This window comes from Nocardioides sp. WS12 (assembly GCF_014108865.1).
Taxonomy (GTDB): domain Bacteria; phylum Actinomycetota; class Actinomycetes; order Propionibacteriales; family Nocardioidaceae; genus Nocardioides.
Genome location: NZ_CP053928.1, coordinates 2,827,486 through 2,846,292, shown reverse-complemented (window position 1 = coordinate 2,846,292; position 18,807 = coordinate 2,827,486). Strand labels below are relative to the sequence as shown.

The window sequence follows — 18,807 nt, the reverse complement described above, 5'->3', positions numbered from 1 at the left end:
CCCCCTCATCCGGTGATCCTGACGGTCGTTGTGGAGCCCCAGATGGCGAAACTCAAGAAGAAGTCGGCCACCACGATGGTCACGATGCTGGTCCGGATGGCGGTACCGACGGCACGCCCCACGCCGGCGGGTCCGCCGGACGCGGTGTAGCCGTAGTAGCAGTGGATCAGGATCACCGCGACCGCCAGGAACAACAGCTTGAAGAAGGACCAGAGCATGTCGATCGGCGGCAGGAACTGCAGGAAGTAGTGGTCATAGGTGCCGGCGGACTGGCCGTAGATCATCGTGACGATGAGCCGAGGCGAGAGGTACGACGCGCACAGGGCGACGATGTAGAGCGGGATGACCGCAATGAAGGCCGCGATCATCCGGGTGGTCACCAGGAACGGCAGGGACGGGATGCCCATCACCTCGAGCGCGTCGATCTCCTCCGAGATCCGCATCGCACCGAGCCGCGCGGTGTAGCCGCAGCCGACCGTCGCGGCGAGCGCGATCGACGACACCAACGGGGCGACCTCACGCGTGTTGAAGTAGGCCGAGATGAAGGCGCTGAACTTCGCGACGCCGATCTGGCTGAGCGAGGCGTAGCCCTGGATACCGACCTCGGTGCCAGCGAAGAACGCCATGAACGCGATGACGCCGACCGACCCGGCGATCAGGCTCAATCCCCCGGCACCGAAGGCGACCTCGGCGAGGGTGTTCGAGATCTCGCGGGGGTAGCGCCGGATGGCACGCGGCGCCCAGGCGAGCGCCTTGACATAGAAGAGCAGCTGGTCGCCGTACCCCTCGAGGGAGGCACGACGTGCCTTGACGGCGCCTCCGAAGAACTCGCTGGCCGCTGACATCACAGACCCACCGGCGGTGCGACCTGGAAGTAGATGGCGGTGATCACGGCGTTCAGGAAGAACAACGCCATGAACGCGATGATGACCGCTTCGTTCACAGCGCGGCCGACACCACTCGGGCCGCCGCCCGCGTTGAGGCCCTTGTAGGCGCCGATGATCGCCGCCAGCCAACCGAAGATGGCGGCCTTGATCATGGCGATGTAGAGGTCAGGCAGCGACGCGAGCTGAGCGAAGGTCGACAGGAAGGCCCCGGCGGACCCGCCCTGGACGATGACCGTGAAGAAGTAGCCGCCACCGATGCCTGCGGCGATCACGATGCCGTTGATCATCAGGGCCACGAAGACCGTTGCCACCACGCGCGGCGCCACCAGGCGTTCGAGCGGGTCGATGCCCAGCACTTCCATGGCATCGATCTCTTCGCGGATCTTGCGGGCACCGAGGTCCGAACAGATGGCGGACCCGGCGGCGCCGGCGATGATCATGGCGGCCGCCATCGGCGCCGCCTCGCGCACCGTGGCGAGCACGGCGGTGGCGCCCGCGAACGACTGCGCACCGAGCTGGCCGGTCAGGTTGCCGACCTGGAGCGAGATGACCGCGCCGAACGGGATCGACACCATGATCGTGGGCATCAACGTCACGGTGGTGACGAACCAGGCCTGCTCGAGGAACTCCCGGAGCTGGAACTTGCGAGTGAAGATGATCTTGGTGACCTCGACCACCATGACCGCGATTTCACCGGGGCCGCGTACGACCGAAACGGCGTTGAACGCCACGCCCCGTCTCCTCTTCCCGTCATGTCCCTGAGCGGCCTGAACCGCACTGCTCGGCAATAGTAGAACACGTTCTCGTTGTGACCAACGCTACAACGCCGCTACTGACCCAACGCGCCGCCCCGCACCGGGGTCACGGTGGGCCACCGCGCCCCGCCTCCCCTGCCGTACCCGACCCGTTCCCTAGGATCGGGACGTGCCCACCGCAGACAGCCGAATCGCGACCGCCGCGCAGGCCGCCGGGCGCCATCCGTCGGCGTGTCTGCTGTTCGCCCAACTCATCGTCGTGCTGGCCTATCCGAGCCTCGACGGCTCCACCGTTGGGCGGGCAGTCCTGGGCGTGGTGCAGATGCTGGTGGTCCTCACCGCGGTCTGGGCGGTACGACGCACGCCCGTCCTCGCCTGGGTCGCAGGACTGCTCGGCATCCCGGCGATGCTGCTGAGCGTCGCCGAGGCGATCAGCCCGGACACCGAATGGGTCGTGCTGGCCTCAGCGGCCTTCCACGTGCCCTTCTACTTCTTCGTGTCCTACGCGATGCTCCGGTACCTGTTCCACGACGACGAAGTGACCCGCGACGAGATCTTCGCGACCGGCGCGGCGTTCACCGTGGTCGCCTGGGGATTCGCCTACCTCTACGCCGCGGCCCAGGTGCTCTGGCCCGGATCCTTCATCGGCTTCAACAGCCCGGACGGCGCCGACGCGCTGCCGTGGTTCGAGTTGCTCTACCTGTCCTTCACCACACTGACCAGCGTCGGCCTGTCCGACGTCTACCCGGTGATGGACCAGGCGCGATCGTTCGTGATGGTCGAGCAGGTGGCCGGGGTGTTCTACATCGCGCTGGTCGTCGCCCGGATGGTCGGGCTGGCCGCGCGCCGCCACTGAGTGGCAGACGTCATTTCGTTGCTTCCATCATCTGACGGAGTTCACGCTTCAGGTCGCTGATCTCGTCACGCAACCGCGCCGCGAGCTCGAATTGGAGCTCCGCTGCGGCACCCTTCATCTGGTCGGTGAGGTCCTGGATCAGCTGGGCGAGGTCGGCACTCGGCAGGCCCGCCAGGGCGGCAGCGTGCCCGCCGATGTCGGTGCTCCGCAGTTGCGGGGTCGGCGACTTCTTGGGCCGGACTCCCCCGGCGCGCCCCTTCACGCCGGCATCGGCCCAGGACTGGAGCAACTCCTGGGTGGTCTCGTCCTCGCGGGCCAGCATCTCGGTGATGTCGGCGATCTTCTTGCGCAGCGGCTGGGGGTCGACACCGTGGGCCACGTTGTAGGCGACCTGCTTCTCGCGGCGCCGGTTGGTCTCCTCGATCGCCGACTCCATCGACCGGGTGATCCGGTCGGCGTACATGTGGACCTCGCCCGACACGTTGCGCGCGGCCCGGCCGATCGTCTGGATCAGGGACTTGTCCGAGCGCAGGAAGCCTTCCTTGTCGGCGTCCAGGATCGCGACGAGTGAGACCTCCGGCAGGTCGAGGCCCTCACGCAGCAGGTTGATGCCGACGAGGACGTCGTACAGGCCCAGCCGGAGGTCACGCAGCAGCTCGATGCGCTTGAGGGTGTCGACCTCGGAGTGCAGATAACGGGTCCGGATGCCGGCGTCGAGGAGGTAGTCGGTGAGGTCCTCGGACATCTTCTTGGTCAACGTGGTGACCAAGATCCGCTCCTGCTTCTCGGTGCGCACCCGGATCTCGTGGATCAGGTCGTCGATCTGGCCCTTGGTCGGCTTCACGACCACCTGCGGGTCGACCAGGCCCGTCGGGCGGATGATCTGCTCGACGACGTCACCCTGAACCTTGTCGAGCTCGTAGTTTCCCGGGGTCGCCGACAGGTAGATCGTCTGACCGATCCGCTCGAGGAACTCCTCCCAGCGCAGCGGCCGGTTGTCCATCGCACTCGGCAGCCGGAAACCGTGATCGACGAGATTCCGCTTGCGCGACATGTCGCCCTCGTACATGCCACCGATCTGCGGGATCGCCACGTGCGATTCGTCGACCACCATGAGGAAGTCCTCGGGGAAGTAGTCCAGGAGCGTGTTGGGTGCCGTGCCGCGCCCACGGCCATCCATGTGCATCGAGTAGTTCTCGATGCCCGAACAGGAACCGACCTGCCGCATCATCTCGACGTCGTACGTCGTGCGCATCCGCAGCCGCTGCGCCTCGAGCATCTTGCCCTGCCGCTCGAAGGTCGCGAGCTGGTCGGCGAGCTCGAGCTCGATGCCGTTGATCGCCTTCTCCATCCGCTCCGGGCCGGCGATGTAGTGGCTGGCCGGGAAGACGTGGAGCTCGGTGTCCTCGGTGAGCACTTCACCGGTCACCGGGTGCAGCGTCATCAGCCGCTCGATCTCGTCGCCGAAGAATTCGATGCGCACGGCGAGCTCTTCGTAGACGGGGAAGATCTCCAGGGTGTCCCCCCGGACCCGGAAGGTGCCGCGGGTGAACGCCATGTCGTTGCGGGTGTACTGGATCTCGACGAGGCGGCGCAGCACCGAGTCGCGGTCGTGCTCCTCGCCCACACGCAACCGGAGCATCCGGTCGACGTACTCCTGCGGGGTGCCGAGGCCGTAGATGCACGACACCGTCGACACCACGATCACGTCGCGACGGGTCAGCAGGCTGTTGGTGGCCGAGTGACGCAGCCGCTCGACCTCCTCGTTGATCGAGGAGTCCTTCTCGATGTAGGTGTCGGTCTGCGGGACGTACGCCTCGGGTTGGTAGTAGTCGTAGTACGACACGAAGTACTCGATGGCGTTGTTCGGGAAGAGTTGGCGCAGTTCGTTCGCGAACTGGGCGGCCAGCGTCTTGTTGGGCTGCAGCACGAGCAGGGGGCGCTGGACCTGCTCGGCGACCCAGGCCACCGTGGCCGTCTTGCCCGTGCCGGTGGCACCGAGGAGTACGACGTCCTTGGCCCCCGCGTTCAGGCGCTTGGTGATCTCCGCGATGGCCGCAGGCTGGTCGCCCGAGGGAACGTAGTCCGACTCGACATGGAAAGGGGCGACTCGACGCTCGAGATCAGTGACCGGACGCATGGATTCAGCGTACGGGCGGGCACCGACAGCCCCGTCAGCGTGCCTTGTCCGGTTGCACCCGCAGGGCGTGCAACGCGGTCGCCAGCATCGCGTAGTGCCCGACGAGCATCACGATCTCGATCTTCTCGCGCTCATCGAACTCCTGGCCCAGGTCGGCCCAGAGGGCGTCGGACAGGTCCTGGTCGGCGACCAGTTCGTCGGTGGCACGCAGCAGCAGCCGTTCACGGGCGGAGAAGCCAGCAGACTCCTCGGCCGTCTCGATGGCCGCGATCTCGTCACGGCTGAGCCCGGCGCGGCGACCGAGCCTGCGGTGCTGTTCCAGCTCGTAGGCCGACCCACGCCGGCTCGCGACCCGAAGGATCACCAACTCCGATTCCCGACGCGCCAGTCGGCCTCCCGGCATCAGGCGACCCGCGAAGTGCAGCCAGCCCCAGAACAACCGACGGTGGCGACCCAGGGTGAGGAACACGGCAGGCGGTTCGGTGCCCTGCACCCGACCGGCGACCCGGGCGAACCCGGCGACAAGCGGACCGACGTCACGCCACCCGCCGGGAGCGACACGCGCTCCGGACTCGGTCGTCATGCCGACTCCGCCGGGTCGGGACGGCGCGCCTTCTCCACGGACGGGAGCACCCGGTTGGCCCCGTAGTTGAAGACCCGCATCGCGACGGCGTAGCCGGGCGGGAAGTACCGCTGCAGCCAGTGGACCAGCCGGATGTCGGCTGAGGTGTAGACCCAGTAGCGGTTGCGCAACGCGCCCCGCCAGATCGCCTCAGCGGCCTTCTCCGGAGTCACCGCCCGCTTCTGGAAGTGCCCGCGGGCACGGACGAAGGCCTTGTTCTGCTGGTCGATCCCGGCGATCCGGATGGTCGCCACCAGTCCGGTGTCGACACCGCCCGGGCACACCAGGCTGACGCCGATCCGGTGCTTGCGCAGGTCATAGCGAAGCACCTCCGACACCCCGCGCAGGCCGAACTTCGTGGCGCTGTACGCCGCATGCCAGGGCATGGCAATGATGCCGGCCGCGGACGACACGTTGACCAGTTGGCCACCACGTCCGGCGTCGATCATCGGCGGGAGGAACTCCTCGATGACATGGATCGGGCCCATCAGGTTCACGTCGACGAGTCGTTGCCAGTGTTCGGGTTCCAGGCTGCGTACCGTCCCCCAGATCGCGATGCCGGCGACATTGAGGACGACGTCCATCGGACCGGACCGTTGCGTGACGTGGGCCGCCAGGCGTCGTACCTGGGCGTGGTCGGAGACGTCCGCCGGTTCCGCGGTGGCGACCTGGCCACCGCCGGCCCGGATGTCGTCGGCCACGGCCGCCAGGGCATCGGCCTGGAGATCGGTCAGGTGCAGGACGGCGCCCCGTTCGGCGGCGTACTCGGCCACGGCGCGGCCGATACCGCTCGCTGCGCCGGTGACGAAGACCTGCTTGCCGGCGAGGTCACGCACCGGGGCTCGGAACCACATGGGGCCTCCTCAGAGGAGCGGGCGAAGGGGGGTGAGCAGCATCTCGGTGAACTTGCGGTGCACGTCGCGCGCCTCCCACTCACCGCTGGTGAGCTCGAGGCAGTGGGACTGGTCGACCTCGAAGATCGCCTCCAGATCGCGGGCGAAGCCCTCGTCGATGATCTCGACGTTGATCTCGAAGTTGCCCTGCAGGCTGAGCCGGTCGATGTTGGCCGTGCCGACCGTGGCCCAGTTCCCGTCGACGGTGGCCGTCTTGGCGTGCACCATCGCGTCGCGATAGCGAAGGATCCGCACACCGGAGTCGAGCAACTGGCTGAAGTACCCGCGGGAAATCCAGTCGGCCACGATGTGGTTCGACTTCAGCGGCAGGAGCAGGCGTACGTCGACACCGCGTCGCGCCGCGGCCTTGACTGCGTCGATGAAGTCCTCGTCGGGGAGGAAGTACGCCTGGGTCATCCACACGTTGTGGCTGGCCCGGTTGATCGCCTCGATGTACATCGAGCGGATCGGGAACATCCACAGGCGCGGGACGTTGCGCTGCACCCGGACCCGCGGCTCCCAGGTCGAGGCCGTCTCCAGCAGCAGGGGCCGCTCGGAGGTGCGAATGCGGCGACGGCGGTTGAGGTTCCAGAAGTCGGCAAACGCCCGTTTGAGGTCCCACACCGCTGGCCCGGTGATCCGGACGTGGGTGTCGCGCCACTCGGTCTCGTAACTGGAGCCGATGTTGTAGCCACCGATGAATCCGACGTTGTCGTCGACGACGAGGATCTTGCGGTGGTCCCGGCCGTAGCGACGCAGGTCGAAGAAGCGCCAGCCTGCGGAGTAAACGGGGTACTTGAGTACCTTCACATGGGCCGGGAACCGCTTGAACGCGGGCGAGACCACGAGGTTCGCGAACGCGTCGTAGATGCAGTAGACGTCGACGCCCCGGTCGGCGGCAGCGATGAGGGCCCGCTTGAACCGCTCCCCCGTCGCGTCGCCCTTCCAGATGTAGGTCTCGAAGAGGATCTGCCGCTCAGCACCCTCGATCGCGGCCAGCATGTCGTCGTACAGGTCACGACCGAAGGTGTACGTCGTGATCTGTCCGTCGCCCACGGTGACCGTGTGGGGCTCCCTCGTCGGGAACGGCTTGGGGCGCTTGCCGCGCCGGCGGTAGGAGTCGACCACGGACATGGCGAAGGCCACCACGAACGGCACACCGATCACCGTGAGCAGGACCCGCCGCAGCACCGTCCTCAGCCCGGCGAGCGGGTCCCTGTCACCATGCGCCACGCGCGTCAATCTAGAGCATCGGGTTGGAGGGCTGACGCACTACTGCACGGGCTCGTTGTTGGTGCCACTGAGAAGCTCGAGCCGATCGACCAGCCACTCGTCGTCGACGAGCTTCATGGTCATGCTGACCCGCTGCTCCTCGATCTTGATGTCCTTGTTGGTCTCGTCCGTGATCGCCTGGTCCACGAACGCCAACACCTCGACCTGCGTGTCATCGACCACGCGGGCCGCAGAGTCGACGACCTGGCCCTTGGCGGTGACCTTGCCCTTGACGATCTGCTCCTGGAGGAGAGGGACGTTGGGAGCGAGCTTCTCCTTCAGCTCGGTGCCCGCGATCTTCTCGAGCCACGCGAACTCGTGGTCACCCTCCTTCCAGGAGTACGTCGTGATCTCGGCGAGCAGGACCTTGGCCGCAGCCAGCGCCTCGTCGGCGGCGGTGTCCTCTGCCGTCAACTCCTGCACCTTCGCGCGGGCCTCCTTGAGGTCCTTCGCCTGCTGGTCGTCGGCTCCGCAGCCCGACAGCACGGCACCCGCGAGCACCAGGGCTACGAGTGGGCCGGCGGCCCGGTGCAGGCTGTTCCTGATCTTCACCGAACGGGCCCGGGCGCCTTGTCGGCACCGCGCTGGAGGTTGGCGAACGACGCTTCACAGCGAGCGTCCTTCTGGAGCGGCCGACGCTCTGTGTTCACCGGGTTGAGGCGCGTGGTGCCGTAGTCCTTGCAGCGCGGGCTCTTGTCGCCGATGATCTGGATGCGCAACTCGCCGCCCTTGACCTTCGCGATCAGCGACCGCAGCCCGGGCTCGTAGGACTGGAGCAGGGCGCGCAGGTGCGGCTCGTAGGATCGGAACACGTCAGTGAAACTAACCCCCGTGGCCAAGAAGCCCGGCAGCACCGTGTCTGCGTCGTTGATCAGCCGCACCAGCTCCTGGAGCTGCGCCGGGGTGCGCTTGAGGATGTCACGCAACTCGGGGTCGTACTCGCGGAGGAACTGAGCGAACTGCTTCGAGGACTGTGCGAGCACCTTCAGCGAGTCCGCGTTGTCGGTCACGATCGGCAGCACCGTACCGGCGTTGGTGATCAGGCGGTCGGTCTCGGGCCACACCTCGTTCAGGGTGGCCAGGATCGCCGTGCCCTGGTCGAGGATCTGCCCCAGGTCGGTGCCGGTGCCCTTGAGGCCCGTGCTCAGTTCACCGAGGACGATGCGCAGCTTCTTGTCATCGATCTGGCGCAGCACGCTGTTCACCGCGATGACCGTCGAGCTCAGGCTCTTGGGGATGTCGGTGGACTCCGCGGGAATCACGTCGCCCGACGCGAGGAATGGTCCCTTGGTGGACTTCGGCTGGAAGTCGACGTACTGCTCGCCGACCGGGGACAGACTGCGGACCCGGACCACGGAATCCTTGGGGATGTCCGTTTCCGTGGTGATCGCGATCTCCGCCACCACGCCGTCCTGCGAGGGGACGATCTTCTCGACCTTGCCGATCTTCACGCCGCGGTAGGTCACCGCCGATCCCTCGAACAACCCGCCGGTCTGGGCGAGCTCGACGTCGATCTTGACCGGCCGCTTCGTCAGCGGCTGGTCGAGCACCTCCGCGAAGATGTAGGCAGTGGCGAACACCAGGACCAGCCCGATGCCGATGAGGCTCAGGTACAGACGATCACTCAGGATCTTCATCATCGCGATCCTCCTCCGAGCAGGCCCTGCAGGAGGCCGTTGAGTCCCAGCGGATCGGGCTTGCTGCCCGAGCCGGTCGTGCTGCCGGACGTCCCGGACTTGGTCGTGGAGCCCGATTGCGTCGACTTGCTGGCCGGAGCCAGTCCGCCGAGGTTCAGCAGGCCACCGAGGTCGAGCAGGTCGCCGAGCCCGGGCGTGTTCGGATTGAGTCCGAGCAGACCGAGCAGACCAGCAATGGTGCCCTCCACCACGCCCGTGGCATCGATGCCATTGAGGTGGAGTTCGAGGCTGATGTTGAGGTAGTCGGTCGCCGCGACCTCGTCAACCGCCCTGGCACCTGCGATCAGCAGCTTGAGCGAGGACTCGAAGGTCCCGTTGTTCTTGGCGAACTCGGCCAGGACCGGTTCCAGCTCCGTCAGCATGCTGAGCAACTGGGACCGGGTTGCGTTCACCGTGCTGTTCGCGGCACTGGTGAAGTTCTCGATCTCGGCAAGCAGCCGCGTGAAGTCGGGCGTCTTCTCACGCAGGACCTTCGCGGCCGGCCTGATGTCCTGGACCGCCCGGTTGATCGTGCCCTGTCGTGCTGCCAGCGTCGTCGAGAGCCCGTTCAGGGAGTTCAGGACCTGGTCGATGCTCTGGGTCGTGGCGTTGGCCTGGGTCAGGAACACCGATGCACGATCCAGCAGGGTGCGGTAGTCGCCCTCGTTTCCGACGAGCGCGGTGTTGAGCTCCTCGGTGACGGTCTGGAGCTGTTCCAGACCACCACCGTTGATCAGGAGGGAGGCCTGCGCCAGCGCGTCCTCGACCGTCGGAGCGGTCTCGGTGTCCTTCAGCGCGAGCGTCGCGTCGTCGCCGAGCTCTGCCCCCGTGGCGGGGTTGGTGACGTCCACGAAGAGCTCGCCCAGCGGGGTGGTGTAGCGCAGGCGTGCGTGCGCGCCCTCCCGGAGCTCGGCGTCGGTCTTCAGCGTCATCGTGGCCTCGGCGACGAAGTCGTCCACCGTCACCGACTTGACCTTGCCCATGTCGACGCCGTTGACCTTGACCGGTGCACCGACGGCGAGGTTCAGCGCCTCGGAGAACTGTGCCTTGACCTCGATCGTGTCTCCGGAGACCCCGGTGCCCGGGATCGGGAGGTCACGCATCGTCGTACCGCAGGCGGACAGTGAGCCGACCGTGAGCGCCAGCGCTGCAGCCGCGACGGCGCGGGCAGAGGTCGAGCGCATGGTCATCGTCCCTTTCACTGGCCCAGTCCTGTCCCGATGAGTGCATCGCAGAGGGTGCCCTGCAGCAGTCCGTCACAGATGTCCTGCAACACGTCGCCGAGCGGCACCAGGATCAGTGGATCGATCCGGACCGGCAGACGATCACCCTTGATCAGTGCGAGGTTCTGCAGGGCGAGCGGCATCACGCGGAGGATCTCCTCGAGCCTGCCCTGCTTCGACAGCACGGTGTTCATCAACTCGGTCGAACCATCGAGGGTGTCGACGATCTCCTGACGGTTGTCGACCGCGAACTTGGCCACGGTGGTGACTGCCTCATCAAGGGACCGCAGGGCCGAACGGAAGTTCTCCCGCTCATCAGCCAGGATCTTCGAGGCCCGGGACACCTGCTGGATGAAGGTCCTGGCCGTGGACTCGTTGGTCGCGATGCTGCTGAGCAGCACGTCCAGGGACTTCAACGTCGCCGCGATGTCCTCCCGCTGGGAGGAGATCCCGCTGACGCCGTCGGCCAGGGAGTGGATGGTCTGGTTCAACAACGGGCCGCGGCCCTGGAGGGCACTGGTGCCTGCATCGATGAATCGCTGGACGGCCTTCGTCGTCTCGACGTTGCCGCCGATACCGGTCGCGAACTCGTTGAGCGAGTCGAGAACCTGGTCGAAGTCGACAGGCGACTGGGTGCGATCGACATCGATGGTGGCGCCGTCGGCCATCTTCGCGCCTTCGCGGTACACCGGGGTGAGTTCGATGTAGCGGTCCGTCGCCACTGAGCGGGCCACGACCACCGCACCGGCGTCTGCCGGCACCGGCTGGTCGCCGTCGATCTCCATCGTGACCAGGACCTTGTCGCCGGCCGGCTCGATCGAGGTGATCGAGCCGACGTTGACGCCCAGGACGCCCACGTCGTTGCCGACGAACAGACCGGCCGAGTCGACCAGGTAGGCCTTCACCGTCATCTTGTCCGAGCCGGGGCCGACACCACACCCGGAGGTGGCCAGGACCGCGCCCGTCACGACGAGGGCCCCCAGGGCGCGGAGCAGACTTCTGGAGCTGGTCACTGGCAGTCACCCCGCAGCTTGCAGGTCGTGTCGTCCGCCGGAACGGCGGGCGGCTTGAGGTAGAGCGGCACGAACGGACCGCTGCCGGTCGCGTTGGCGACGTACCGGACCGAGGGGCCCATCACCTCGAGCAGGTGAGTCAACTGCTTGTCCTGCCTGTTGAGGGTGTCCAACACCGCGTTCAGGTCAGTCAGGGCCGGCTTCAACTTGCCGTTGGTCGCCTTGACGATCGCAGTCAGCGCCTTCGAGAGCTCGGTGGTCTCCACGAGGAGCGTGTGGATGGCGTCCTTGCGGCTGGTGATCTCGCTGACCACGAGGTTGGCCTGCTTCATCAGGCCGACGATGTCCTCGCTGCTCGCGGACAGTTGGTCGGTCACGCTGCGCGTCGAGACCAGCAGGTCCCCGACCTGGTCGGAGCGCTTCGAGATGACCTCGGAGAGTCGGGCGACGCCCTCGAGCGCCGGCCCGATCTCGTCCTCGCTCGCGCCCAGCGTTCCGGCCATGGCGGTCAGTGCCTTGGCCAGGATGTCGGGGTCGAGCTTGTCGAGCGCCTTGGTGCCCTCCTCGATGACGTCTTGGAGGTTGTAGGGCACCGACGTGCGGTCCATCGGGATCTGGCCGTTCGCGAGCGAGCCCGTTCCGTTGGGATCCACCTCGAGATAGTGGCTGCCCAGCAGGGTGGCCACCTTGACCGTGGCGGTGGTCTGGTTGCCGAGTTCGATGTCGCTGTCGAGTACGAAGCTGACCAGCACGTGGTCATCCTCGAGCTCGACGCCCGTGATCTTGCCGGAGTTGACGCCGTGAACCTGGACGTCCTCACCGGACCGCAGACCCGCGGTGTGCTCGACGATCGCGGTGTACTTCTTCGTACCGAACGACGTGACACTCAGGACGACGACCACAGCACCGATGAGGCCGAGGATCGCGATCGTGATGATGCCGACCTTCATGGGGTCGCGCTCATTCATGGGCTTCATCGACACACCGCCGACCAGGGTCCGTTGTTGCCGACCGGGTTGATCCCGCCGGCGTTCTCGGTCAGGGCGATCGACAACGAACACACGTAGACGTTCAACGCGTTCTCGTACGACGTCGCTCTACCGAGCGATTCGAAGATGGTCCCGAATGCGGGCACCGCGTCCTCCAGACTTCCTCGCGACTTCTCGAGCATGTCGGCAACCGTCACGAAGCGATCCGTCGCCTTCACCAGGGGAACCTTGACCTCCTTGAGGAGCGAACTCGTCGCTCCGACCAGGCGGCTGACCCCGTCGATCGACGCACCGATCGACTCGCGGTCCTGGGCAAGGCCTGTCATCAGACCCCGCAGTTCCCGAACGGTGGCGGTGAGCTCGTCGCCCTGGCCGGCCAGGTTGTCGAGCACCGGCTTGAGGTTCGTCATGACCTGACCGATGACGGCGTCCTTGTCGGCCAGGAAGTTGCTCAGCTCGCCGGTCTGCTTGAGGAGCTGCTCGATGGTGCCGCCCTCCCCCTGCAGGACCTTGACGAGTGACGTGGCCAGCGTGTTCACGTCGGCCGGCTGCAGCACCTTGAACAGCGGACGGAAACCGTTGAGCAACTCGGTCAGGTCGAAGCCCGGGTCTGTCTGTGTCACCGGCACCTTGGCTCCGTCCTCGACCTCGGCGCCTCGCTTGGAGCCCTGCACCATGCCGATGTAACGCTGGCCGAGGAGGTTCTGGTAGCGCATCACGAGCTTGGTGTTGTCGAGGACTGCCTGCTCACGGGCAACCTCCAGGGTGATCTCAGCGCCTTCGTCGGTGGCCTCGATCTTCTTGACCTGACCGACCCGGACACCGGCCGCCTTCACGTCGTCACCGATCCGCAGACCGCTGACGTCACTGAACTCGGCGACGACCTCCCGGGTGTCGCCGGACACCCCGTTGGTCATCGTGTTGATCAACAACATGAGCAGCAGGCCGCTGAGGGTGGCAAAGGCCGCGAACTTGATCGCGATCGTCCGGAGCCCGGTCATCGGCCCGACCCCAACAATCCGCCGATGCCCGCCTGATCGGTGCTGCCGGTGCGGTACGTCGGCCGCTGGCTGTAGTAGCGCGGCACACCGAGCTTGATCGTGCCGTCGGTCTTCACGAATCCTTCTCTCACGGTCGTCGGGATGACCTTGCCGAGGGCGATGTTCACGGCGATCGCGTCCGTGATGCCGGCCCTGCGGTTGTCGTACACCGCATCGAGCAGCACGGCCGACCCGTTGATGAATCGAACCAGCGCCTTCTCGTTCTTGCTGAGGAAGCCACGTGCGGTGCGGGCCAGGGTGGTGCCGCCGGAGATCAGCGCCGTCAGGGACGCCTCTTGCGTGACGATGGTGTTCAACGTGACCAGCACGTCGTCCGTCGCGTCGAGCAGGTCAGGAGCGATCTCGTCGAGCAGCTTCGTCGTGGACGCCAGTGCCGTCAGGTCGGCACGCACCTGGGGCATCCTCGGGTTGAGCCTGTCGAGGTACGAGTTGAGCACCCGGACCTGCTCACCGATCTGGCCGCCTCGGCCGTCGAGGGCCTCGGCTGCCGATCCGATCGCCGACGCGAGCTCGGCCGGCCCGAGGGCCTTGACCAGTCGGTCGATGTCGTCCAGCGCCTGCTGCAGTTCCAGCGTGCCCTGGCTGGAGTCGGCCTTGACCACCGACCCGGCCTTCAGCTTTCCGGAACCCTTTCCGTAGAGCACGAGGTCCACGAACGTCGTACCGAACACCGTCGCGGGCAGCACCCGGGCCACCGCGTTGGCCGGCACGGAGTCGATGTCGTCCTCGGACATCTCGATGTCGATGGTCACACCGCCGCCGGACTTCGCCCGGTCGATGGAGGAGACCTTGCCGACGATGGCGCCGTTCATCTTCACGTCGGAGCCAGCACGCAGCGAGCCGCCGGCGTTGGCGACCTCTGCGGTGACGTGCGGCTTGGAGCCGAAGGTGCCATTGCTGCGCAACGTGATGAGCGCACCGATGACCGCCAGGGCGACCAGCGCGATCAGCCCCCGTCGGGCGAGCTGCTGCCGAGTTTCTTCGCGAGCCATTTCTTCACCTCACCCCGAGATCCGGAAGCCTGGGTCCCCGCCCCAGAACACCAGGGTGAGGATCATGTCGAGAACGACGATGGACACGATGGACGCACGAATGGCGGTGCCGGTGGCCTCGCCGACGGCCTGCGGGCCGCCGCCAACCCTCATCCCGTACCAGCAGTGGATGAGCGCCACCGTGAGCGCGAAGATCAGGATCTTGATGATCGAGAAGACGATGTCGCGGCCCTGCACGAAGGAAGAGAAGTAGTGGTCGTACTGACCCGGTGACTGTCCGAACAGGAAGACGACCGACGCCTGGGAGGCGGCGTAGCTGCCGATCAGACCGATCAGGTAGAGCGGCAGGATCGCGACCATGCAGGCGATGACGCGGGTGGTCACGACGTAACGCATCGCGCTCACCGCCATCACCTCGATCGCGTCGATCTCCTCATGGATCTTCATCGACCCGATCTGCGCCGTGAACCGACATCCGACCTGGGCGCCGAGCGCGAGCGCCGCGATCAGGGGCGCCAGTTCACGAGTGTTCACGCTGGCGGAGATGAAGCCGGTCAGCGGTGCCAGGCCGACGATCTCGAGACCGTTGAAGCCCTCGATGCCGATCGACGTTCCGGCCGCGACCGACAACAGGATCATGACGCCGACGGTGCCGCCACCGACCAGGAGTGCGCCGCTGCCCCAGGCGATGTCCTTGATCTGACGCAGCACCTCCTTCGGGTACATGGCGATCGTCGAAGGGATGTTGACGAAGACCTTGCCCGCGAAGGTGACGAACGACCCGAGTTGGGCGAGCGTCGACATGAAGCCGTCGGTCAGGCCGACCAAGGCATCGGAGAACCGCGACCCGAGGGTGCGTCCTAGCTGGACCTGGGACATCAGGCACCTCCGGGGAAGAGCATGACGTAGGCCTGGGTCAGACCGACGTTGATGACGGCCAACAGGATCACGCTGAGGACGACGGCCTGGTTGACCGCGTCAGCAACTGCCTTCGGACCACCGAACGCGTGCAGGCCCTTGTGCGCCGCGACGATGACCGCCACGAATCCGAAGATGAAGGCCTTGAGCTCCGCCAGCACGAGGTCAGCTGGCTGCGCGAGCCCGACGAAGGAGTCGAGGTAGGTGCCCGATGAGATCTGGCCGGTTCCGACGACGATGGCGAACGCCGTGGTCATGGCGGTCATGGCGACGATGACCGTCAGCAGGATCGACACGAGGAGCCCGGCAAGGATGCGGGGCGCCACCAGGCGCTGGATCGGCGAGATGCCCATCACCTTGAGCGCATCGATCTCTTCGCGGACCGTGCGCGCACCCAGGTCAGCGCAGATGGCCGACCCGACAGCGCCCGCGATCATCAACGACGTCACCAGTGGCGCGCCCTGCCGGAGCACGCCGATGCCGTTGACCGCTCCGATGAAGGACTGCGCACCGATCTGATTGGCGGCCGCACCGATCTGCACCGACGTGATGACGCCGAACGGGATCGACACCAGGATCGTCGGCAACAGCGACACGCGGGTCATGAACCAGCACTGGAGCAGGAACTCGCTCCAGGAGAAGCGGCGGGCCAGGATGTCGGAGAAACCCCACTGCAACGACTCGACCGACAACTTGACCAGGTCACCCGTGGTCTCGACGCCGTCCTTGAACCGGCCGATGAAGCTGCTCGCGAACGAACGGCCACCTGCAACGACCGCGGCCATCAGGCTGCCGCCGTCGGGATGTCGAAAGCGGAGTTGAGGCGCAGCGCAGCGACCTTGTCACCGCGCACCTTCAGTTGTCCTCGCAGCACACCTGTCACGGCGCTGAGGTGACCGGTCGCCAGGCGCAGGAAGTCCTGCGCCTCACAGGTGACGGTCGCATCGCGATCGTCCCGGCCGACGGCATCAGCCGCCTCCCCTGCGAGAACGGTCGCTTGACCGTCTCTGAGTCGGAGCACGTAACGGTCCACCTCTCCGTCGGGGCGCCCGGTCAACCTGAAGCCGACCGTGATCTGGACGCCTGCTGCCTTTCGGCCGTTCACGTAGGCCGGCATCCGGTCGAAGATCTCTTCGAGGATGACCGGCCGGAAGCCCGACGCCATGACCGACCGGAGATGGTCGGCGCTGACGCCGGAGAGTGCCCGGGCAACCTGCACCGGGTCGATGTCGCGAGGGTTGACGGGCTGCCCCGTCAGTGGAGTGGCGCCGTCGACGGCGAAGAGTGCGGCGAGGGCGAGCGCAGCGGCGCTCGAGCCCTCGAGGCTGATCGAGTCGCCGAGGTAGGCGACCGCGACATCGAGTTGACCGGCAACCAGGCGCAGGAGCTGGAGGGCCGTCCCGTGCACCACCAGGTCGGTCGCGTGGCCTTCGGCAACCACCGTCGTCGTACCGTCGTGGAGACGGAGGACGTGGTGCACATCGGGAAGGTCCGTGGTCTCCCACCGCACGTGGCAGTCCAGGTCCACGAGCTGCCCGGGGACGGCGAACTCGCCGATGCGCTGCATCACACCTTCGACAACGGCGAACCCCCGTTGTGCGTCATGGGTCACAGCCAGCAGATCTGCATCAGATGCTGAACGGATCGCGACGATGAACGCGGCCGGGTCGACCTCGGCGAGGAGTCGCGTGACGTCCTGCGCGGAAGCGTGCGCGTAGGCACCCATCCCGACGACTCCCATGCGCACCCCTTGCCTTCGATCGCGGGCGAATTCCCGCCAGTCGCGGAGCATCGCGACTGCCTGTTGCTCGGTGTAACAGATATCACGCAAATTGGTCACGCGTCCTGAGGTGTTCACGTGGCGTCATGCGTGGACCCCGTCGCGGGCGCGTCAATCCGGCCGCGGCGACGAGGAAAGGAACCCGTCCCCGGTGTCCACGCCAGGGCGCAAGGTACGCGGCGAGGCCGCCGTCATCGAACTCCGCACCCGTCAGCGCCCAACCGACGTCCTTGGCCACGTGGTAGTCGCCGTACGACACGGCATCCGGGTCTCCGAAGGCGCGCTGCCGCACCTCGGCACTGGTCCACACACCGATACCGGGGAGGCTCCGCAGACGCCGCTCCACCTCCTCGCCCGGCAGATCGACAATCCGCTCGAGCGCTTCGGCGTGTCGTGCCGCCGTGACGACGGCCCGCGATCGAGCAGGGTCGATGTGGAGGGCCAGCCACTCCCACGACGGGATGGACCGCAGGGTCGCCGCGTCGGGCTGGACCATCAGATGGTGGTCGGCACCGGCACCCGGCGCGGGAGTGCCGTGACGTCGTACCAACGCACGGAAGCCGGCGAAGGCCTCCTGGCCGGTGACCTTCTGCTCGATGATCGCGGGTACGACGGCCTCCAGCACCCGATCGGTCCGTCCCAGCCGAAGGTTCGGGTGACGACGCAGCGCGTCCTCGAGGAGCGGATGCTGCGGCACGAACCCGGTCCAGTCGTCGAGGTCCCCCAGCAGCGCAGGCATCTGGGCCAGTGCCCACGCACTGCCCTCTCCCCACGCCCGGGCCTCGATGTCACCGTCGGCGTCCTGGTTCGAGATGGCCAGACAGACAGGGCCCTCGGGCGTGCGACTCGCTCGCCAATGGCACCCCGCCACATCCAGACGATGGGTCGGATCGCCACCACCGCGACGCTGCTGGCGAAGCATCGCGGCCACCGGGACCGGTCGGCCCGGGTGCCACACGCGGACTCCGTCCGGGGAGGTCATCGCAGCACTGTAAGGCCATTCACCCATGGCTCACAGGCGTTGTCAGTCGCCGGATTCGGTCCGCGACGACTACGCTCTCTCACAATCGTACGAACCCATTTCACCCACCTCACGCTCCCGGAGGGCAGTTGACCATCGACGCGACCCGCGCTCGCCGCGGCCGGCTCGACCAAGAGGCCGTGCTCCAGGCAGCGGAGGTTCTCGTCGATCGTGACGGGTACGACGCCCTGACCATGACCTCGCTCGCTGCCGAGCTCGAGGCACGGGTGTCCTCGCTCTACAACCACGTGGCGAACCTCGAGGACCTGCGGGCCCTCGTTCAGGTGCGGGCCATGCGGATGCTCGGCGAGCACGTCCGCGCCGCGGCCATGGGCCACGCCGGCGCCGACGGCCTGCGCGCCCTCAGCCACGAACTGCGGGTGTTCGCCCGGACCCACCCGCAGCGCTACGCCGCACTGACCCGACCGCCGATCGACCGCGAAGGCTTCTACACCGCCGCCCTCGAGGCGATCGAAGCCCTCGCCGTGATGGTGCGATCCGCGGGGCTGCCCGAGGACCGGCTCATCCAGACGGGCATGGCGCTTTTCGCCGCGCTGCACGGCTTCGTGTCCCTCGAGGTGGCCGGATACTTCGGCGATCTCTCGCTGACGAGCGCGTCCGCAGTGAGCCTCGACGAGGTCTACGAGCAGGTCATCCAGGGCGCCGTGTCTGCCGCGGTCCTCGAGGCCACTCACTGATCGGACGCCGT

At 66.8% G+C, this 18,807-nt stretch carries 19 protein-coding genes; 2 read left to right on the top strand and 17 right to left on the bottom strand.

Annotated features, from left to right (window positions below):
- Window positions 1-5: 5 nt before the first annotated feature.
- Both HRC28_RS13805 and HRC28_RS13800 read right to left on the bottom strand, forming a co-directional pair.
- Window positions 6-845, bottom strand: a complete 840-nt coding sequence (locus HRC28_RS13805) for an ABC transporter permease (RefSeq protein ID WP_182376080.1) — start codon at window positions 843-845, stop codon at window positions 6-8.
- Window positions 845-1,567, bottom strand: a complete 723-nt coding sequence (locus HRC28_RS13800; RefSeq protein ID WP_182380647.1) for an ABC transporter permease — start codon at window positions 1,565-1,567, stop codon at window positions 845-847. Before HRC28_RS13800 ends, HRC28_RS13805 begins: the two co-directional genes overlap by 1 nt.
- Before the next feature lie 244 nt (window positions 1,568-1,811).
- Between HRC28_RS13800 and HRC28_RS13795 the strand changes: the two genes are divergently transcribed.
- Window positions 1,812-2,498 (top strand): ion channel, encoded by a 687-nt coding sequence (locus HRC28_RS13795; RefSeq protein WP_237111478.1) that lies wholly within the window; start codon window positions 1,812-1,814, stop codon window positions 2,496-2,498.
- Window positions 2,499-2,508: 10 nt separating this feature from the next.
- Here the strand turns inward: HRC28_RS13795 and uvrB are convergent, their stop codons facing one another.
- The 15 genes from uvrB to HRC28_RS13720 all read right to left on the bottom strand — a co-directional run bounded on the left by uvrB (window position 2,509) and on the right by HRC28_RS13720 (window position 18,059).
- Window positions 2,509-4,638, bottom strand: coding sequence for an excinuclease ABC subunit UvrB (gene uvrB, locus HRC28_RS13790; protein ID WP_182376079.1), 2,130 nt, complete (start codon window positions 4,636-4,638; stop codon window positions 2,509-2,511).
- Between the two features lie 34 nt (window positions 4,639-4,672).
- Window positions 4,673-5,221, bottom strand: a complete 549-nt coding sequence (locus HRC28_RS13785; protein ID WP_182376078.1) for a carboxymuconolactone decarboxylase family protein — start codon at window positions 5,219-5,221, stop codon at window positions 4,673-4,675.
- The gene (locus HRC28_RS13780; protein WP_182376077.1) at window positions 5,218-6,114 is read right to left on the bottom strand and encodes an SDR family oxidoreductase; all 897 of its coding nucleotides are present in this window, start codon (window positions 6,112-6,114) and stop codon (window positions 5,218-5,220) included. The genes HRC28_RS13785 and HRC28_RS13780 overlap by 4 nt, the downstream gene beginning before the upstream one ends.
- A 9-nt stretch (window positions 6,115-6,123) precedes the next feature.
- Complete coding sequence (locus HRC28_RS13775; protein ID WP_237111477.1) at window positions 6,124-7,386, bottom strand: phospholipase D-like domain-containing protein; 1,263 nt, start codon at window positions 7,384-7,386, stop codon at window positions 6,124-6,126.
- Between the two features lie 39 nt (window positions 7,387-7,425).
- Window positions 7,426-7,977, bottom strand: coding sequence for a hypothetical protein (locus HRC28_RS13770; RefSeq protein WP_182376076.1), 552 nt, complete (start codon window positions 7,975-7,977; stop codon window positions 7,426-7,428).
- Window positions 7,974-9,065 (bottom strand): MlaD family protein, encoded by a 1,092-nt coding sequence (locus HRC28_RS13765; protein WP_182376075.1) that lies wholly within the window; start codon window positions 9,063-9,065, stop codon window positions 7,974-7,976. The genes HRC28_RS13770 and HRC28_RS13765 overlap by 4 nt, the downstream gene beginning before the upstream one ends.
- Window positions 9,062-10,285 carry an MCE family protein gene (locus HRC28_RS13760; protein ID WP_182376074.1) on the bottom strand — a complete coding sequence of 408 codons (1,224 nt, stop codon included), beginning with the start codon at window positions 10,283-10,285 and terminating at the stop codon, window positions 9,062-9,064. The genes HRC28_RS13765 and HRC28_RS13760 overlap by 4 nt, the downstream gene beginning before the upstream one ends.
- A gap of 14 nt (window positions 10,286-10,299) precedes the next feature.
- Entirely contained in the window at window positions 10,300-11,337 is a 1,038-nt protein-coding gene (locus HRC28_RS13755; RefSeq protein ID WP_182376073.1) for an MCE family protein, read from the bottom strand.
- Window positions 11,334-12,314 (bottom strand): MCE family protein, encoded by a 981-nt coding sequence (locus tag HRC28_RS13750; RefSeq protein WP_182376072.1) that lies wholly within the window; start codon window positions 12,312-12,314, stop codon window positions 11,334-11,336. Before HRC28_RS13750 ends, HRC28_RS13755 begins: the two co-directional genes overlap by 4 nt.
- Window positions 12,311-13,327, bottom strand: coding sequence for an MlaD family protein (locus HRC28_RS13745; RefSeq protein WP_182376071.1), 1,017 nt, complete (start codon window positions 13,325-13,327; stop codon window positions 12,311-12,313). Before HRC28_RS13745 ends, HRC28_RS13750 begins: the two co-directional genes overlap by 4 nt.
- Entirely contained in the window at window positions 13,324-14,379 is a 1,056-nt protein-coding gene (locus HRC28_RS13740; protein WP_182376070.1) for an MCE family protein, read from the bottom strand. Before HRC28_RS13740 ends, HRC28_RS13745 begins: the two co-directional genes overlap by 4 nt.
- 9 nt (window positions 14,380-14,388) lie before the next feature.
- Complete coding sequence (locus tag HRC28_RS13735) at window positions 14,389-15,258, bottom strand: ABC transporter permease (protein WP_237111476.1); 870 nt, start codon at window positions 15,256-15,258, stop codon at window positions 14,389-14,391.
- Window positions 15,258-16,082, bottom strand: coding sequence for an ABC transporter permease (locus HRC28_RS13730; RefSeq protein WP_182376069.1), 825 nt, complete (start codon window positions 16,080-16,082; stop codon window positions 15,258-15,260). The genes HRC28_RS13735 and HRC28_RS13730 overlap by 1 nt, the downstream gene beginning before the upstream one ends.
- Window positions 16,082-17,038, bottom strand: coding sequence for an alkyl sulfatase C-terminal domain-containing protein (locus HRC28_RS13725; RefSeq protein WP_182376068.1), 957 nt, complete (start codon window positions 17,036-17,038; stop codon window positions 16,082-16,084). Before HRC28_RS13725 ends, HRC28_RS13730 begins: the two co-directional genes overlap by 1 nt.
- 82 nt (window positions 17,039-17,120) lie before the next feature.
- On the bottom strand, window positions 17,121-18,059 hold the full coding sequence (locus HRC28_RS13720) for a DNA-3-methyladenine glycosylase 2 family protein (RefSeq protein ID WP_182376067.1): 939 nt from the start codon (window positions 18,057-18,059) through the stop codon (window positions 17,121-17,123).
- A gap of 128 nt (window positions 18,060-18,187) precedes the next feature.
- On the opposite strand from HRC28_RS13720, the gene HRC28_RS13715 reads away from it, so the two are divergent.
- Window positions 18,188-18,796, top strand: a complete 609-nt coding sequence (locus HRC28_RS13715) for a TetR/AcrR family transcriptional regulator (protein WP_182376066.1) — start codon at window positions 18,188-18,190, stop codon at window positions 18,794-18,796.
- The last annotated feature ends 11 nt before the right edge of the window (window positions 18,797-18,807 follow it).

Excerpts from the sequence above, each read along its gene's own strand:
- HRC28_RS13805 (WP_182376080.1), bottom strand. The coding sequence starts at position 845 with ATGTCAGCGGCCAGCGAGTTCTTCGGAGGCGCCGTCAAGGCACGTCGT.
- HRC28_RS13800 (WP_182380647.1), bottom strand. The coding sequence starts at position 1,567 with ATGGTGGTCGAGGTCACCAAGATCATCTTCACTCGCAAGTTCCAGCTC.
- uvrB (WP_182376079.1), bottom strand. The coding sequence starts at position 4,638 with ATGCGTCCGGTCACTGATCTCGAGCGTCGAGTCGCCCCTTTCCATGTC.
- HRC28_RS13785 (WP_182376078.1), bottom strand. The coding sequence starts at position 5,221 with ATGACGACCGAGTCCGGAGCGCGTGTCGCTCCCGGCGGGTGGCGTGAC.
- HRC28_RS13780 (WP_182376077.1), bottom strand. The coding sequence starts at position 6,114 with ATGTGGTTCCGAGCCCCGGTGCGTGACCTCGCCGGCAAGCAGGTCTTC.
- HRC28_RS13765 (WP_182376075.1), bottom strand. The coding sequence starts at position 9,065 with ATGATGAAGATCCTGAGTGATCGTCTGTACCTGAGCCTCATCGGCATC.
- HRC28_RS13760 (WP_182376074.1), bottom strand. The coding sequence starts at position 10,285 with ATGCGCTCGACCTCTGCCCGCGCCGTCGCGGCTGCAGCGCTGGCGCTC.
- HRC28_RS13750 (WP_182376072.1), bottom strand. The coding sequence starts at position 12,314 with ATGAAGCCCATGAATGAGCGCGACCCCATGAAGGTCGGCATCATCACG.
- HRC28_RS13745 (WP_182376071.1), bottom strand. The coding sequence starts at position 13,327 with ATGACCGGGCTCCGGACGATCGCGATCAAGTTCGCGGCCTTTGCCACC.
- HRC28_RS13740 (WP_182376070.1), bottom strand. The coding sequence starts at position 14,379 with ATGGCTCGCGAAGAAACTCGGCAGCAGCTCGCCCGACGGGGGCTGATC.
- HRC28_RS13735 (WP_237111476.1), bottom strand. The coding sequence starts at position 15,258 with ATGTCCCAGGTCCAGCTAGGACGCACCCTCGGGTCGCGGTTCTCCGAT.
- HRC28_RS13730 (WP_182376069.1), bottom strand. The coding sequence starts at position 16,082 with ATGGCCGCGGTCGTTGCAGGTGGCCGTTCGTTCGCGAGCAGCTTCATC.
- HRC28_RS13725 (WP_182376068.1), bottom strand. The coding sequence starts at position 17,038 with ATGGGAGTCGTCGGGATGGGTGCCTACGCGCACGCTTCCGCGCAGGAC.
- HRC28_RS13720 (WP_182376067.1), bottom strand. The coding sequence starts at position 18,059 with ATGACCTCCCCGGACGGAGTCCGCGTGTGGCACCCGGGCCGACCGGTC.